Origin of the sequence: Bradyrhizobium sp. CB2312, assembly GCF_029714425.1 — a bacterium.
Lineage (GTDB): Bacteria > Pseudomonadota > Alphaproteobacteria > Rhizobiales > Xanthobacteraceae > Bradyrhizobium.
This window is the reverse complement of sequence record NZ_CP121668.1, coordinates 4,961,117-4,975,793: the sequence shown is the minus strand read 5'-3', so window position 1 is coordinate 4,975,793 and position 14,677 is coordinate 4,961,117. Positions and strand designations below refer to the sequence as shown.

The window sequence follows — 14,677 nt, the reverse complement described above, 5'->3', positions numbered from 1 at the left end:
GCTGTGCGCCTTTGCCCACCCTACGGCACCGCCCGAAAAAGCAAGCACGCATCTCCATACGAGTAGAACCGGTACCCGCTCGCGATCGCGTGCGCGTAGGCCTGCTTCATCGTGTCCAGGCCGGCGAATGCCGACACCAGCATGAACAGGGTCGACTTCGGCAGGTGGAAGTTCGTCATCAGCACGTCGACGGCGCGGAAGCGGTATCCGGGCGTGATGAAGATCGAGGTTTCCGCCGCGAACGGCTGAATTGTGCCGTCCTCGCTGGCCGCGCTCTCCAGCAGCCTTAGCGACGTTGTGCCGACCGCAATGATGCGGCCGCCGTTCCTCCGCGCGCTGTTGAGCCGCTCCGCCGTCTCGGCCGAGATGGTGCCCCACTCGGCATGCATCTTGTGGCCTTCGGTGTCGTCCACCTTCACGGGGAGGAACGTCCCTGCCCCGACATGCAGCGTGATCCGGTTGATGCCGACGCCGCGCTCGCGCAGCGCCTGTTCCAGCGCCGCCGTGAAATGCAGGCCCGCTGTGGGCGCTGCGACCGCGCCTTCGTTGACCGCGAACATGGTCTGGTAGTCGGCGAGGTCCTGATCGTCGGGCGTACGCTTCGAGGCGATGTAGGGCGGCAGCGGCGGGCTGCCGAGATCGGCGATCGCCTGATCCAGCGCGGGGCCGTGGAACGAGAAGGACAGCGTCACCTCGCCCTCGGTGCCCTTGGCTTCGACCTCGGCGTCGAGATGGCCGAGCAGGCAGACCTTGCCTTCATTGCCGAAGCGGATGCGGTCGCCGGCAGTGAGCTTCTTCGCGGGTTTCACCAGCGCCTGCCAGCGCGAGCCGTCGAGCCGCTTGATCAGCGTTGCCTCGATCTTCGGCTCGGTCTCGCGGCCGATGCGGCGGCCCTTCAACTGCGCCGCGACCACCTTGGTGTCGTTGACGACGAGCTGGTCGCCCGGCCTCAGCCATTTTGCTAGGTCGGCGATGGTCTGGTCGCGCAACGCGCCGTTCTCCACGACCAGCATCCTCGCGGAGTCGCGCGGGCTCGCCGGGCGCAAGGCGATGCGCTCGGGCGGCAGGTCGAAATCGAAGAGATCGGTGCGCATGCCCTCGAACTTGTCATCGCCCGCGCAGGCGGGCGATCCAGTACTCACGATCTCAGTCGTAACCACCGCCGGTGATTACTGGATGCCCCGCCTGCGCGGGGCATGACACCGGCAAAACCGCTCACTCCTTATCCGCCGCCATGCGCGCCTTGACGATCTTGTCGGGGTTCTGCACCGGCTCGCCGCGCTTGATCTTGTCGACGTTCTCCATGCCCTCGGTGACCTTGCCCCACACCGTGTACTGGTTGTCGAGGAAGCGAGCATCGTCGAAGCAGATGAAGAACTGGCTGTCGCCGGAATCGGGGTTGGCGGCGCGGGCCATCGAGGCGGTGCCGCGCACATGCGGCTCCTTGTTGAACTCGGCCTTCAGCTTCTTGCCGGAGCCGCCGGTGCCGGTGCCGTGCGGGCAGCCGGTCTGCGCCATGAAGCCCTCGATGACGCGGTGGAACACGATGCCGTCGTAGAATCCCTCGCGGACCAGCTCCTTGATGCGCGCGACATGGCCGGGCGCGAGGTCAGGCCGCATCTCGATGGTGACGGGGCCCTGCGTGGTCTCGAGGATCAATGTGTTTTCGGTGACGCTCATGCTCGTCTCTCTTGCGTTGGGGGTGAAGTCTTCCGTCTGCGGATCGGGATTGCGAAGGGACGCCCCGCGGCGGCGCCAGCCATTGCATCGGTAAATGGCAACGGCGTGCAGCGTTGCAATGTCTCCATCACCGCAATGCGGTACTGCAGCCGGTCCTCATCGGAGGCTTCCGCGGACTCATAGGAAATTCGCGGATGGCCCAAAATGTTTCCGGCCCGGTTAAAGCTCACGATGACGGTGATGTCGATAGGGCGGGCCTTGGCCGGCGGCGGCGGTTTCCAGCAGGTTTGCAGATACCTGGAGATATCAGCTATGGTATTGACCTTCGCGTCCTCGGCAGCCGCGCTGGAGACGCCGAGGAACAGCGCTGCGGCAATCAGCACAAGCCTGTTGCCGCAGCGCGCCATGGCGTTCTCCCGTGTCCTATTTGATGTCGGAGGCGACCTGCACCTTCACCATCTTGTCGGGATCGGTGACCGTGCCGCCGGGGGAGCCGGGCGGAGCCTTCTTCAGCTTGTCGACGACGTCCATGCCCTGCACGACCTCGCCGATCACGGTGTACTGGTTATCGAGGCTGCCGCCGTCGGCGAACATGATGAAGAACTGCGAGTTGGCGCTGTCGACGCTGTCGCCGCGCCGGGCCATGCCGACGATGCCGCGCGCGAAGTGCACCTTGGAGAATTCCTGCTTCAGGTTCGGATATTTCGAGCCGCCGGTGCCGTTGCCGTTCTGGCCGTCGCCGGTCTGGGCCATGAAGCCGTCCATGACGCGGTGGAACGGCACGTTGTTGTAGAAGCCCTCACGCGCGAGCTGCTTGAGGCGCTCGGCGTGCTGGGGCGCGATGTCGGTGCGCAGCTTGATGACGATGCGGCCCTTGGTGGTGTCGATGACCAGCGCATTGGCCTTGTCGAGGTTCGCCGGCAGCTGCTGCGCCATCGCCGGCGCTGCGCTGAAGAGCGCGACGAACATCGTGGCAAGAATTGCGAGACGACGGATCATGGAAACTCCGGATCAGGTGAGATGAAACAGCGCGCCGTTATCCGGCGAATTTGGCCTTGAGCAGGTTTGCGACGAGCGGCGGTACGAAGGCCGAGACATCTCCGCCCATGCCGGCGATCTGACGCACCAATGTGCCGGTAATCGGGCGGACCAGCGGAGAGGCCGGCAGGAAGACGGTTTGCACCTCGGGCGCCATGGTGCCGTTCATGCCGGCGAGCTGCATCTCGTAGTCGAGATCGGTGCCGTCGCGCAGACCCCGGATCATGATGGTCGCACCGTATTTGCGCGCCGCGGTGACCGCGAGATCGTCGTAGGTCACAGCCTCGAGCGTGCAGCCGCCTTGGGCTGCCACCGGCCCGCAGACGTCATGGAGCATCTTGAGCCGCTCCTCGGTCGAAAACAGCGGCTTCTTGCCGGGGTGGATCCCGACCGCGACCACCAGCCGGTCGCACAGCGGGGCACTGCTCCGGACCACGTCCAGATGGCCGTTGGTGATGGGGTCGAAGGAACCTGGGTAGAAGGCAATGCGCGGCATGGCCACGTCCTACCGCGCCCGGCCCGGCCCGGCAAGCCGGACAGGTTCCCTGCCCGTTCAGCGCGGATTCTGCGGCCTATCCTGTCGGCTGCGGCCCGTTTGTTTCGTCCTCGGGGCGGCCACGAAACAAAACGGAGCGCGAACGAAACCATTTCCGACATCCGCGAAGACGTCCGGAAACTGGCCATGGTTACTAATCCGCCCAACAAACGACGGGCCGCACACTGGGCGTCGCGGCCGCATCACAGGGGACTGTCAATGATCAAGGCTCTCTCGGCCATCGCCATCTCTGCGTGTGTTGCTGCCGCCCTCACCCTCCTGCCCGGCTTTGCCCCGAAGGTCGAGGCCAGCGTGCCGCAGCCGCTCGCCAAGAGCGACCGTCTCGACATCCGCACCATCGGCAAGGACTGTTCGCAGCAGGCCTGGCCGAATTTCGAAGCCTCCTGCCTGCGCCGCGCCGGCACCAAGGCCGACGTCCGCGAGGCGCGCCTCGTGACCGCCGATCGCACGCCGTAGTTGCGGTTGTCAGCTTCGCGTCAGAAAAGCTTACTGATATAAATTTCATGGAAATTTGCGACGTCTCGTCGCAGACTGTCTGATGTTCGCGCTCGTCGGAATGGCCCGCCGGGCGCGATCCCATCGGGGGGTCGCCATTGTCCAGTACGCCCGCAGTCGCCTCCGGCCACCATCATCCTGATCCGCTGCCGCTTGCCATGACCATGGGCGCCCTCGGGGTGGTCTATGGCGATATCGGCACCAGCCCCCTTTACGCCCTGAAGGAAGCCGCCAAGGCGGCGGCTCATGGCGGCACCCTAAGTCACGACGCTGTCCTGGGGGTTGCCTCGCTGATCCTCTGGGCGCTGCTGCTGATCATCTCGCTCAAATACGCGCTGCTGATCCTGCGCGCCGACAATCGCGGCGAAGGCGGCATCGTCGCGCTGCTGGCGCTGCTCCATGCCCGCAACGCCCAGGCCGGCACCTGGCGCGCGCATCTGCTCGTCGTCGGTCTCGTCGGCGCCGCCCTGCTCTACGGCGACGGCGCGATCACGCCGGCGATCTCGGTGCTCTCAGCCATCGAGGGCCTCAAGGTCGACGCGCCCTCGCTCGCGCCTGTCGTGGTGCCCATCACCGTGGCCATCCTGATCGGGCTGTTCATGATGCAGAAGCAGGGCACCGGCTTCATCGGCCGCATTTTCGGACCGGTGATGCTGGCCTGGTTCGTCGCGTTGGCCGCGCTCGGCATCCACGGCATCGTCAAGGCGCCGGCGGTGCTGGCCGCGCTCAGCCCGTTCTATGCCTTCGACTTCCTGATCCACCAGGATTTTCACATCTCCTTCGCCATCCTCGGCGCGGCGTTCCTGGCCGTGACCGGCGGCGAAGCCATGTATGCCGACATGGGGCATTTCGGCCGCTTCCCGATCCGGCTTGCCTGGTTCGCGATCTGCCTGCCGGCGCTGGTGCTGAACTATTTCGGCCAGGCCGCGCTGCTGATCACCGACCCCAGCATGATCGAGAACCCGTTCTTCCAGCTCTGCCCTGATGCCCTGCACTATCCACTGGTCGCGTTCTCGGCGGTCGCGACCGTGATCGCCTCGCAGGCGATCATCTCCGGCGTGTTCTCGCTGACCCAGCAGTCGATCCAGCTCGGCTTCCTGCCGCGCATGCAGATCCGCCACACCACCAGCGATGCGATCGGCCAGATCTACGTGCCGCTGGTGAACTGGCTGCTCGCCGCCGCAACGTTAGGCGCGGTGCTGAGCTTCGGCACCTCCGACGCGCTCGCCGGCGCCTATGGCATCGCGGTCTCGCTGCTGATGGCGATCACGACGCTGCTCGCGGCCCTGGTCGCGATCCAGTGGGGCTATTCGCCCTGGCTCGTGGTCGCCGTGAACGGCTTCTTCTTCATCATCGACGTGATCTTCTTCTCCGCGAATTCGATCAAGCTGTTCGAGGGCGGCTGGTTTCCGCTGCTGCTCGCGGCCCTCGTCGCCTTCCTGATGCTGACCTGGCGCGCCGGCGTGAAGCTGGTCGAGGCGGCCCGCGCCCGGCTGCGCCAGCCCGAGGAGGACCTGATTGAGACCGCCGTCAACAAATGCAGCGCAAGGCTCCCCGGCACCGCCGTGTTCCTGGCGTCGGCGGCGCGCGGCGTGCCGCTCGCGCTGACCCAGTTCGTCAAGCACAATCGCGTGCTGCATGAACGCGTGCTGCTGGTCACCGTGCTGATCGAGGAATCCCCGCACATTCCCGATGAGGAACGCGCCGAGGTGATCGAGATCATCCCCGGTATCACCCGCGTGGTCCTGCATTACGGCTTCATGCAGAACCCGACCATCTACGAAGGGCTGACCCTCACGTGCCGGCAGGGCAAGCTGCCCGGCATCGACCTCGCCGACATCACCTATTACGTCGGCCGCGAGACCATCATCCCGCGCGAGGATGTCCCGGGCATGTGGGTCTGGCGCGAAGGCCTGTTCGCCTTCCTGCAGCGCAACGCCGAACGCTCGGCCGCGTTCTTCGGCGTGCCGACCAAGCAGGTGGTGGAGTTCGGGACGGAGCTGGAGATCTAGGGCGTCGGTTCGTTCAGGGCCCTACGAACCGGCAGGGTCGCGCCGAACGATGGATTGCGAGAGACGATGAGAGCGCTGCTCTTTCTTGTTTCGACCATCATGCTCTACGCGACGCCTGGCCTTGCCATCAGCAATGACGATGTGCGCGCGGCGCTCGAGCTGCGTTTCAAGGGCGACCGCACCGGCGCCTGCATCGCAGCCGGGGTGATCGACGCCGGCACGATCGCGACAGCCTATTACTGCGCCGACCCGAGTTCACAGCGTCCCTACGACGACCACACTGCCTTCGAGATCGGCTCGATCAGCAAGACGATGACGGCGGCGCTGCTCGCTGAGCTCATCGCGCGCGGTGAAGTCGCCCTCAGCGATCCCATCGCCAGGCTGCTGCCGCCGGGGACGCAGGTACCCGCGCTAAATGGCCGCGACATCACCATCGGACAAATCGTGACGCATATGTCTGGCCTGCCGGGCATTCCAGCGCACTATCGCCCGCCCGACATCAACAATCCCTATGCCGCCGTAACCGAGCGCGACTTGCTCGACGCCTTGGCCGAAACCAAGCTGACACGCGAGCCCGGGGCGAAGTGGGAATATTCGAATTTTGCCATGATGGTGTTGTCCTACGCGCTCGCCAAGCGCGCAGGCAAGGACTACGAGACGCTCCTTCACGAACGTCTGCTCGTTCCGCTCGGCATGACCGAGACCTATGTGGCCCACCGCCCTGCGCAGGTTCGCGCCGCTCAGGGGCACCTCCCGAACACAACGCCCACCAGTCCCTGGGATTTTCCGCCTGACATGGCCGGGGTCGGGGGCGTTCGCGCGACGTTGCCGGACATGCTCCGGTACCTCGAGGGCCAGCTGGGCACGCGTGAGAGCACGATTACGCCTGCCTTGGCCCAAACCCAGGCGCAGATCGCAGACGTCGACGGACACAGGATGGGCATGAACTGGAGCCTGTTCACCCGAAACGGGCGGACCATCATCGTGCACGAAGGCGGCACCGGCGGCTTCTCGTCCTACGCAGGAGTCGATCGCACGACCAAACGGGCCGTTGTCCTGCTCTGCGATACCGCATTGACGTCCACCGGCGGCCTGGGACAGCTCGGGACGCATCTGCTCGATCCGTCGGCGTCGGCCGGCGCACCGCGCGTGGTCGCCACAGCGGACGCCAAATTGATCGACGCACTCGTTGGCAAATATCGCCTCAAGGGCGGACTCGGCATGAAATTGCGCCACAAGGGCAGCAGCTTGACGATCCAGGCGGATGGACAGCCGGAATTCGAGATGGGCTACGACAGCGCCGGCGACTTCTATCCGCGAGAATTCGATGCCCTGCTGCGGCCCAAGCGCAAGGCGGACGGCACCTATACCTTCACCTGGTTTCAACTTGGGGGCGTCGCCGACGCCGAGCAAATCGGCACCCGTCCGGCTGCGGCCAAATGGTCGCCCTCGGAAGACCAGCTCAAGGACTATATCGGCAACTATCCACTGACACCCGGTTTCGCGCTCCGGATTTTCTCCACCGACACAAAGCTATTCGTGCAAGGCACCAATCAGCGGCCGCTCGAACTCGCATCCGTCGAACGGGATGTCTTTGTGGCCGAATCCGTTGCCGCCGAAATCGATTTCGAGCGTGACGCCAACGACAAGGTCGTCGCGCTGACGTTGAAACAGCGAGGACAGGTCCTCAAAGGCGAACGTCGCTAGGTTTGCGTCGATCGTCCAGTGGCAGACGACCGGCCCGGGCGGCTCGGAGAGAATACCCATGACTGGCGACGCGCCTCTGCGTCTGAAACCCCAGCTGACGATCTCGGTCGATCAGGCGCAATCGATCATCCGCCGGATGTCTCCGCGCGCCTCGGTGCGCGGCGTCACCGAGCTGCACGGCGGCGAGATCAGCACCGTCCTCGAGCTAACGCTCGCGGATGCGCCCGCCTGCATCCTCAAGGTCTATCCGGAATCGCTGCAGTGGAAGATGGCGAAGGAGGTCTACGTGCTGGGTCTCCTGCGGGGGGTCGGCGCGGCCATTCCAAAAATCCTGCTCGCCGACGACACGCGAACGGCGATCGACCTGAACTATCTGCTCATGACCCGGCTCGACGGCACGGTACTCGGCCGACGCGAGGCGACACTGTCGGAGACCCAGCTGTTTGCGGTCTATGCCGAGATGGGCGCGGCGCTGCGCCGGATCAACGACGTCACCCTCGATAGCTTTGGCTATATCGGCCCCAACGGCGTCTGGACGGCGCATCCGAGCAACCATGCCTACATGTCCGCGCAATTCGAGAGGAAGCTGACGGAATTCTGCACACGCGGCGGTGATCCCGCACTAGCGGCGCGCTTGCGCGATAGCGTCACGGCACGGCAGCATTTGTTCGAGGCAGCGTCTCACCCTCGCCTGTGCCACTACGATTTCCATGCCGGCAACGTGCTGGTGACGCCGGAATACGAGCCGCATCTGACGGGCATCGTCGACTTTGAGAATGCAACATCGGGCGATCCGCTGATGGATATCGCGAAAGCGCTGTACTATTTCACGCCGAAGGATGCGCCGAAGCGCGACGGCTTGCTCGCCGGCTATGGCACGATCGCGCGCCCCGACTGGCAGCAGACGCTCGACCTTTACCGCATGTATTGCACGCTGGAGCTCTGGTGCTGGATGGCACAGATCGGCAAGCACGAGGCCCTTGCCGATCTCACGAGAGAGCTTGCGAACACCGCCTAGAACGGGGCCTTACGCCCCGTTGCCGTTCTCGCCATTCCCGCTCTCGGCCTCTTCCGTGATGTGCTCGACCGACACCACGTGCTCGTCCTCGGCGGTATCGAACACGATGACGCCCTGGGTCGAGCGGCCGGCGATGCGGATGCCTTCGACCGGGCAGCGGATCAGCTGGCCCTTGTCGGTGACCAGCATGATCTGGTCGGCATCCTCCACGGGGAAGGACGCGACGAGGTTGCCATTGCGGTTGTTGACGCTCATGGCGACGATGCCTTTGCCGCCGCGGCCCGTGGTACGGTACTCGTAGGACGAGGTCCGCTTGCCGTAGCCGTTGACGGAGACGGTGAGCACGACCTGCTCGGCCGCCGACATCTCGACATAGCGCTCTTGCGGGAGCTGGAAGCTACCCGAAGTCTCCTCTCCCTCGGCATCGGCCGGCGCCTCGTCAGCCGCGGCTTCGCCGGCGACCGCGCGGCGCATCTTCAGGTAAGCCGAGCGCTCGTCGGAGGTGGTCTCGACATGGCGCAGGATCGCCAGCGAGATCACCTTGTCGCCCTCGCCAAGTGCAATGCCGCGCACGCCCATCGAGGTGCGCCCGGTGAACACGCGCACATCGGGAACCGGGAAGCGGATGCACTGGCCGCCGGCAGCGGTCAGCAGCACGTCGTCGCGCTCGGTGCAGATCTGGACGTCGACGATCGCTTCGCCGTCATCGAGCTTCATGGCGATGATGCCGGAGCGGCGGACGTCGACGAAGTCGGACAGCTTGTTGCGCCGGACATTGCCGCCGGTCGTGGCGAACATCACGTCCAGCTGGGCCCAGGTGGATTCATCCTCCGGCAGCGGCATGATGGTGGTGATGCGCTCGCCCTGCTCCAGCGGCAGGATGTTGATCAGCGCCTTGCCGCGCGCGTTTGGCGCGGCCATCGGCAGCCGCCAGACCTTCTCCTTGTAGACCTGGCCGCGAGACGAGAAGAACAGCACCGGCGTATGCGTGGAGGCCACGAACAGGCGGCTGACGAAGTCCTCGTCGCGGGTCTGCATGCCGGCGCGGCCCTTGCCGCCGCGGCGCTGCGCCCGATAGGCCGACAGCGGCACGCGCTTGACATAGCCGGCGTGCGAGACGGTCACGACCATGTCCTCGCGCTGGATCAGGTCCTCGTCCTCGACCTCGCCTTCCTGCTCCATGATCACGGTGCGGCGCGGGGTGGCGAACTCGGCCTTCACCTCGGCGAGCTCGGTCTTGATGATGTCGAGGATGCGGGCGCGCGAGCGCAGAATCGCGAGATAGTCCTCGATCTCGCCGGCGAGCTTGGCCAGCTCTTCGCCGATCTCGTCGCGGCCGAGTGCGGTGAGGCGCGCCAGCCGCAGCTCGAGGATCGCCCTCGCCTGCTCCAGCGACAGGCGGATGGTGCCGTCCTCGTTGATGCGATGGCGGGGATCGTCGATCAGCGTGATGATGTCCTCGACGTCGCGCGCGGGCCAGTCGCGCGTCATCAGGGTCTCGCGCGCGGCAGCCGGCGTTGGCGAATGCCGGATCACGCGGATGATCTCGTCGATATTGGCGACCGCAATCGCAAGGCCGACCTGCTCATGCGCGCGCTCGCGCGCCTTGCGCAGCTTGTACTTGGTGCGGCGGGTGACGACCTGCTCGCGGAAGCCGACGAAGATCGTCAGCATATCCTTCAGGTTCATCGTCTGCGGACGGCCGCTATCGAGCGCAACAGCGTTGACGCCGAAGCTCGTCTGCAGCGGCGTGAACTTGTAGAGCTGGTTCAGCACCACGTCGGGCACGGCGTCGCGCTTGAGCTCGACGACGACGCGATAGCCGTCGCGGTCGGATTCGTCGCGCAGATCGGAGATGCCCTCGATCTTCTTTTCCTTGTAGAGCTCGGCGATGCGCTCGACCATCGTCGCCTTGTTCACCTGATACGGGATCTCGGTGATGACGATCGCCTCGCGTTCCTTGCGGATGGTCTCGAAGGTGACCTTGCCGCGCATCACGATCGAGCCGCGGCCGAGATGATAGGCGCTGCGGATGCCCTGGCGTCCGAGGATGATGCCGCCGGTCGGGAAATCCGGGCCCGGGATGATGTTGTTGAGCTCGTCGATGGTCAGCGACGGATTGTCGATCAGCGCGACGCAGGCGTCGATCACCTCGCCGAGATTGTGCGGCGGGATGTTGGTGGCCATGCCGACCGCGATGCCGCCGGCGCCGTTGACGAGCAGGTTCGGGAACCGCGCCGGCAGGACCACCGGCTCCCTCTCGGAGCCGTCATAGTTGTCCTGGAAATCGACCGTATCGTCGTCGATGTCCTCGAGCAGCTTCAGAGCGATCTTGGTCAGGCGGGATTCGGTGTAGCGCATCGCCGCTGGCGGATCGCCGTCGACCGAGCCGAAATTGCCCTGTCCGTCGATCAGGGGCGCGCGCATCGAGAAGTCCTGCGCCATGCGCACCAACGCGTCGTAGATCGCCTGGTCGCCATGGGGGTGGTACTTACCCATGACCTCACCGACGGCACCGGCGGACTTCTTGTGCTTCTTGTCCGGGGTGTCGCCGCGATTGTTCATCGCGAAGAGGATGCGGCGATGGACCGGCTTCAACCCGTCGCGCGCATCGGGGAGCGCACGCGACACGATCACGCTCATGGCGTAATCGAGGTAGGACTTCTTCATCTCCTCGTAGATCGAGACGGGGCGAATGTCCGAGGGTTGCGCCGGCTGGTCGCCGGGCTTGTTGTCGTCGTCAGCCAAGGGGAAATCCGGTGAGGTTTTATCTGGGAATCATATAGCGCATCGACGCCCCGATAACCACCCTTGCAAGGGTTAGGAAAGCGCTTTTTCCGACTGTTTTTCCAGAGACTTACGCCCTTCCCGGCATGGCCTAGGACGGCGCCGGAATGAGCGGGGTGGAACCGCCCCTTAAGCCCCGAAAATCACCCGGTGCATGATGCGCCCGGGCACCAGGGTGAACAGGCCCGCGATCACCAGCGCGCCGGCGAAAATGAAGATCATCATTCGCCGGTGATCGGCGACGCGATGGGTGTGCGCCCGCCAAACCGCGAGCGGCAGCACGACGAGCGTGAAGATCGACAAGAGATGGATCGGGCTGAACGGCCCGACCAGACGGATCTGGTGGATCCAGAACGACGACGCCGCCACTACGGTCATCAGCACCACCCAGATCCAGCCGAACGTCCGGTGCGGCAACGTTCCCTTGGGCGCGGCGAACTGGACGAGGCCGAGCACGAAGGCGGCCATCGCGGCGAAAGCATGCAGCGGGATCGCTGGAGCGGCCTCAAGCAGCGGCGCAAGGCTCATGCGGAGCATCCTCCGGCGGAACAGCTATGTAAACAGGATTAACATCAAGTTAATACCATTCACATCGCCACCGGTCAAAGGCTTGAGGCAGCACCTGAGGCGAGCCCGGAAAAACCGAGCTTTGCCCGTCAATTGGTAAGGAATCCTGTCGCTTTACGCGAGCGGCCGGCGTTCGCGGCGAGACGCCCGTGAGCCTCAGAACGGGATATCGTCGTCCATGTCGCTGTTGCGGCCACCGCCGCCGGCGGCCACGGGACGGCGCGGTGCGCTGCTGACGGGACCCGAGGAGCCGAAATCGCCGCCCGGCTCGTCGCCGAAGCTGCCGCCTCCTCCGCCGCCGCCGCGGCCGTCGAGCATCGTCAGCGTCGAGTTGAAGCCCTGCAGCACGACCTCGGTGGAGTACTTCTCGGCGCCGCTCTGGTCGGTCCATTTGCGGGTCTGGAGCGCGCCCTCGATGTAAACCTTGGCGCCCTTCTTCAGATACTGCTCGGCGACCTTGCAGAGACCTTCATTGAAGATCACGACGCGGTGCCACTCGGTCTTTTCCTTGCGCTCGCCGCTGTTCTTGTCGCGCCAGGTCTCCGAGGTGGCGATGCTCAAATTCGCGATCGGCCGCCCGTCCTGGGTGCGGCGGATTTCAGGATCCTTGCCGAGATTTCCAACCAGAATGACCTTGTTGACGCTTCCCGCCATCGCCGCTCTCCACTCCAAATGCCACTGAATTTCAAAAGGCCGAACCCGCGCGCCGCGAAGCTCCGCCGCCCCGTTGAGCCGACCCTATACGCTCGCGCGAGGCGATCAGTCCGTCCCCCCCGGGGTTATCCCCACATATAGCATCCGCCCTCAACTTGTTCCAGATTTGTTCTTATGCAGGCCACAGTGAACGCGTGGCAGGAGCGCGCTGAGATGACGTCAAAAATCGCGAACGTCGAATGGAACTTTTTCGAGTTCCCGGTAACGGGCAAAAGCGGTTAGCATTCATCAAGTTAGAAGCGCTTCACAAGGTCTCTGGCTGTTGCATTTCGGAGACGGACTCTGCCTCCCCGTTAAGCTACGCTCGCCTTGGAATTGAGTTCATATGGGCGTCGCGCCTGATCAACCGCTTCGGGGACTTCAAAGAAGCGGACGAAACTGGGGAGACTGCAATGAATAAGATTTTGATTGGTGCAATCGGTGCCATGGCGTTGAGCCTGTCGGCTCCCGCAAGCGCGGCGGATCTCGCAGCGCGTCCCTACACGAAGGCCCCGCCGCCGGTCGTGGCGACCGTTTACGACTGGAGCGGCTTCTACATCGGCATCAACGGCGGCGGCGGTTCGGCCCGCAAGTGCTGGGACTTCGTCGGCGTTGGCGGCGCTCTCTTCGGCGAGGGCTGCCATAGTGCGACCGGCGGTACGGCCGGTGGCCAAGTCGGCTATCGCTGGCAGTCGGCCAACTGGGTGTTCGGACTGGAAGGCCAGGGCAACTGGGCGGATTTCTCCGGCGACAACATCAGTGCGGTCAGCGGCCTGCGCGATCGCTCCAAGATCGACGCCTTCGGCCTGATCACCGGCCAGATGGGCTATGCCTGGAATAACGTGCTGTTCTACGTGAAGGGCGGCGGCGCGGTCGTCAGCGATCGCTATCGCAGCTACGATGTCCCGACCGGTCTCGAATTCGACCGGGCCAGCGAGACCCGCTGGGGCGGCGCCGTGGGGGCCGGCGTCGAGTTCGGATTCGCGCCGAACTGGACCGTCGGCTTCGAGTACGATCACCTCTTCCTCGGCACCCGTACCATCGGCTTCAGCGGCTCCGGCAACTTCTTCCTCGGCCCGCTTGGCGTCGCTACACGCTCTGATCGCATCAGCCAGGACGTCGATATCGGCCTCATCCGCGTGAACTACCGCTGGGGTGGCCCGGTCATCGGGCGATACTGATATCCGTCTGATATCATTTAGAGATCAAAGGCCGGCCTCGCGCCGGCCTTTTTGCTGAGTGCACGCGGCGCGACAATGTGTCAGCAATCGTTACGTTTTGTGACTGTTGTGGCTTTTGAGAGACACAACTTGCGGATTTGGTGGTGTAAGCACGCCGCCAGTTGGACCACGGCGTCCGATACCCTTCTGCGCGCGGAAGGCAACAACAGAGACTGGGACTGGGATTTTGGTTGAAATGAAGAAAGTTTTGTTGGCTTCGGCCTGTTTGTTCGCTCTCGCTGCCCCCGCGTCGGCGGCTGATCTGGCGGCCCGCCCGTACACCAAGGCTCCGGTGGCTGTGGCCTCGGTCTACAACTGGACCGGCTTCTACCTCGGTATCGTCGGCGGCGGCGCCTGGGAAAACGGCTCGGGCGACCCGAAGATGAAGGGTGGCTTCGTCGGCGGCACCGCCGGCTACAACTGGCAGACCGGCAACGTTGTGTTCGGCATCGAGGCCGATGGCGCTTGGGCTGACGTCAGCGCCTCGGCCGCTGGTACGGTTTTCGTCGCCGGCGTCGGTGGCATCCCCGCCTCGCTGAGCTCCAAGACCGACGCGATGGGCACCGTGCGCGGCCGCATCGGCTGGGCCGTCAACAACGTCCTGTTCTATGGCACCGGTGGTTACGCCTGGATCGACAACAAGCTCACCGCCAGCCTGGGCGCCCTCTCGGTCTCCGATAGCAAGTTCCACTCCGGCTGGACCGTCGGTGCGGGTGTCGAGGCGTTCTTCGCTCCGCAGTGGTCGGTCAAGGGCGAGTACCTCTATCGCAGCCTCGGCGGCGAGACCTACTTCTCGGGCATCGTGCCCACGGGCACGCTCAACCTTCATACCGTCCAGGTCGGCGTGAACTATCACTTCGGCGGCCCGGTCGTCGCGAAGTACTGAGCTTCGTCTCACGACCGA

14 protein-coding genes are annotated in these 14,677 nt (G+C 64.7%); 6 read left to right on the top strand and 8 right to left on the bottom strand.

Translation table 11 applies throughout. The annotated features are described in order from the left end of the window. Positions 1–20: 20 nt before the first annotated feature. The 5 genes from queA to coaD all read right to left on the bottom strand — a co-directional run bounded on the left by queA (position 21) and on the right by coaD (position 3,214). Positions 21–1,094 carry a tRNA preQ1(34) S-adenosylmethionine ribosyltransferase-isomerase QueA gene (gene queA, locus QA642_RS24415; RefSeq protein WP_283086963.1) on the bottom strand — a complete coding sequence of 358 codons (1,074 nt, stop codon included), beginning with the start codon at positions 1,092–1,094 and terminating at the stop codon, positions 21–23. A gap of 121 nt (positions 1,095–1,215) precedes the next feature. After that, positions 1,216–1,680 carry a peptidylprolyl isomerase gene (locus QA642_RS24410; protein ID WP_018642141.1) on the bottom strand — a complete coding sequence of 155 codons (465 nt, stop codon included), beginning with the start codon at positions 1,678–1,680 and terminating at the stop codon, positions 1,216–1,218. Beyond that, positions 1,677–2,087 carry a hypothetical protein gene (locus QA642_RS24405; protein ID WP_283079115.1) on the bottom strand — a complete coding sequence of 137 codons (411 nt, stop codon included), beginning with the start codon at positions 2,085–2,087 and terminating at the stop codon, positions 1,677–1,679. The genes QA642_RS24410 and QA642_RS24405 overlap by 4 nt, the downstream gene beginning before the upstream one ends. Positions 2,088–2,103: 16 nt before the next feature. Continuing rightward, a complete protein-coding gene (locus QA642_RS24400; protein WP_283079114.1) occupies positions 2,104–2,679 on the bottom strand; it encodes a peptidylprolyl isomerase in 576 nt (191 codons plus the stop codon). Positions 2,680–2,716: 37 nt separating this feature from the next. Then, positions 2,717–3,214: a pantetheine-phosphate adenylyltransferase gene (gene coaD / locus QA642_RS24395; RefSeq protein ID WP_283079113.1), complete on the bottom strand. Its 498-nt coding sequence runs from the start codon at positions 3,212–3,214 to the stop codon at positions 2,717–2,719. Positions 3,215–3,472: 258 nt separating this feature from the next. On the opposite strand from coaD, the gene QA642_RS24390 reads away from it, so the two are divergent. The 4 genes from QA642_RS24390 (at position 3,473) to QA642_RS24375 (ending at position 8,506) form a co-directional block, all read left to right on the top strand. Then, positions 3,473–3,730, top strand: coding sequence for a hypothetical protein (locus tag QA642_RS24390; RefSeq protein ID WP_027559277.1), 258 nt, complete (start codon positions 3,473–3,475; stop codon positions 3,728–3,730). Positions 3,731–3,927: 197 nt separating this feature from the next. Beyond that, positions 3,928–5,781: a KUP/HAK/KT family potassium transporter gene (locus tag QA642_RS24385; protein WP_283086962.1), complete on the top strand. Its 1,854-nt coding sequence runs from the start codon at positions 3,928–3,930 to the stop codon at positions 5,779–5,781. A gap of 66 nt (positions 5,782–5,847) precedes the next feature. Beyond that, positions 5,848–7,488, top strand: coding sequence for a serine hydrolase (locus QA642_RS24380; protein WP_283079112.1), 1,641 nt, complete (start codon positions 5,848–5,850; stop codon positions 7,486–7,488). 58 nt (positions 7,489–7,546) lie between these two features. Further along, positions 7,547–8,506, top strand: coding sequence for an aminoglycoside phosphotransferase family protein (locus QA642_RS24375; protein ID WP_283079111.1), 960 nt, complete (start codon positions 7,547–7,549; stop codon positions 8,504–8,506). A 9-nt stretch (positions 8,507–8,515) separates the two neighbouring features. Here the strand turns inward: QA642_RS24375 and gyrA are convergent, their stop codons facing one another. From gyrA to QA642_RS24360, 3 genes are all read right to left on the bottom strand, one after another. Continuing rightward, positions 8,516–11,254, bottom strand: coding sequence for a DNA gyrase subunit A (gene gyrA / locus QA642_RS24370; protein WP_283079110.1), 2,739 nt, complete (start codon positions 11,252–11,254; stop codon positions 8,516–8,518). A gap of 168 nt (positions 11,255–11,422) precedes the next feature. Further along, positions 11,423–11,821: a DUF2306 domain-containing protein gene (locus tag QA642_RS24365; RefSeq protein WP_283079109.1), complete on the bottom strand. Its 399-nt coding sequence runs from the start codon at positions 11,819–11,821 to the stop codon at positions 11,423–11,425. A gap of 195 nt (positions 11,822–12,016) precedes the next feature. After that, positions 12,017–12,514, bottom strand: a complete 498-nt coding sequence (locus QA642_RS24360; RefSeq protein ID WP_027559281.1) for a single-stranded DNA-binding protein — start codon at positions 12,512–12,514, stop codon at positions 12,017–12,019. Between the two features lie 452 nt (positions 12,515–12,966). Between QA642_RS24360 and QA642_RS24355 the strand changes: the two genes are divergently transcribed. Both QA642_RS24355 and QA642_RS24350 read left to right on the top strand, forming a co-directional pair. Next, the gene (locus tag QA642_RS24355) at positions 12,967–13,734 is read left to right on the top strand and encodes an outer membrane beta-barrel protein (RefSeq protein WP_283079108.1); all 768 of its coding nucleotides are present in this window, start codon (positions 12,967–12,969) and stop codon (positions 13,732–13,734) included. 235 nt (positions 13,735–13,969) lie between these two features. Next, on the top strand, positions 13,970–14,659 hold the full coding sequence (locus tag QA642_RS24350; RefSeq protein ID WP_283079107.1) for an outer membrane protein: 690 nt from the start codon (positions 13,970–13,972) through the stop codon (positions 14,657–14,659). The last annotated feature ends 18 nt before the right edge of the window (positions 14,660–14,677 follow it).